The sequence below is a fragment of the Pseudolactococcus yaeyamensis genome (genome assembly GCF_054658615.1).
In genome coordinates this window covers 1-1,215 of record NZ_BAAGGP010000184.1, presented here as the reverse complement: position 1 = coordinate 1,215, position 1,215 = coordinate 1, and the positions used below count along the sequence as shown (strand labels likewise).

Genomic DNA, 1,215 nt, shown 5'->3' with positions numbered 1-1,215 from the left:
CGCACGGCGAACGCAGAAGTGGGGTTGGGAGCCACACCTCAAAGAGTTGTCAGGGATACTATTTGACGAATTTAAACCCACTAGCAATCAGTTTAACGGCTTTGTAACCTCTAAGGAATTGGTTGCTACTGTCAAACCACATCAGTCTTACACCACTGTCAATTAGCTCAATCACTCCGACACGTTCACTATCAATAGCCTTTTGTACTTCATGTTGACAAGAGGCAGGTAATTCAATTTGAAAGCATGATTCAAAGGGGTCAAGTTCTGCTTGCTCTAAAATAGTTGCACGTTTTTCATCAACACCTTGTAAGACACATTTATCAACTTCGTCAGTATGTTCTTTATCCTTGTAGAGGTTCGTCACTTTAGCAGTAGAGAAATCTACACGGATTGTTTTTGGGACATCAAAGGCATTTGTCTCAAGTGGGACTGTTTTTTCATCAATTTTTGCAGTAAGGTTAAGTTTTTTAGTGTTGTTTACCATATATTATTTCTCCAATTTTGGTCTTTCTCAGCCCGATTTCAATTTTTTCGAGCTTACTGTTAAATTCTTCTAGTTTAGTAATTCTTTTAGATTGAGAATTAAGTGTTTTCACAAGATTATTGATTTTCTCTTTGAGATTATCAACTTCTTCTGAGTACCAATCGTCAATACTTTCAATCTCTTTTGCGATTTCTTCTTTGTAGCTTTGTTCTCGCTTGGCTTTTGAGTTGCCATAAACTGTAAATATCGCTTGTTCAAGATTATTTGTGTTATCCAGTATTTTGGCTAACTGCTTGAACTTGCTTAGGTCTTGTTTAGTGAACTTTGGTATTAGCTGTTGTTTTCTTCGGCTGAGATAAACTTCTTCAAAGGTAAATTTATACCCAGATAATTCAGTTATCCTTGGACACCATTTTCTGATTGTTGTGGGACTTCTGCTCACTGCTTTAGCTACTTCGTTATAATTCATTTAACGCTCCTTCGTAGGTTGTTTTATCAGTCCATATCTGATATAATTTAATTATTCAAATATGGATTATTTTAATTATATTCCAAATTTGATTATTTGTCAATAATAAAAAATCAATTTTAGATTATTTCGTTAGTCTAGTGGTAATAAGTCAAGTAAGACTTGTAAATTTATTTTACAAGATTTATGAAACTAAGGTACACTAAATAAGCCTACGAAAAATTCATTTTTTCGCAAGTGCTATCAAGGACTTGTGCTC

2 protein-coding genes are annotated in these 1,215 nt (G+C 34.4%); both read right to left on the bottom strand.

Annotation, left to right across the window (positions count from 1 at the left end):
* Positions 1–58: 58 nt before the first annotated feature.
* Positions 59–487 carry a hypothetical protein gene (locus ACYQ21_RS15600; RefSeq protein WP_460059596.1) on the bottom strand — a complete coding sequence of 143 codons (429 nt, stop codon included), beginning with the start codon at positions 485–487 and terminating at the stop codon, positions 59–61.
* Positions 471–956, bottom strand: a complete 486-nt coding sequence (locus tag ACYQ21_RS15595; RefSeq protein ID WP_460059594.1) for a hypothetical protein — start codon at positions 954–956, stop codon at positions 471–473. The genes ACYQ21_RS15600 and ACYQ21_RS15595 overlap by 17 nt, the downstream gene beginning before the upstream one ends.
* Positions 957–1,215 lie beyond the last annotated feature (259 nt).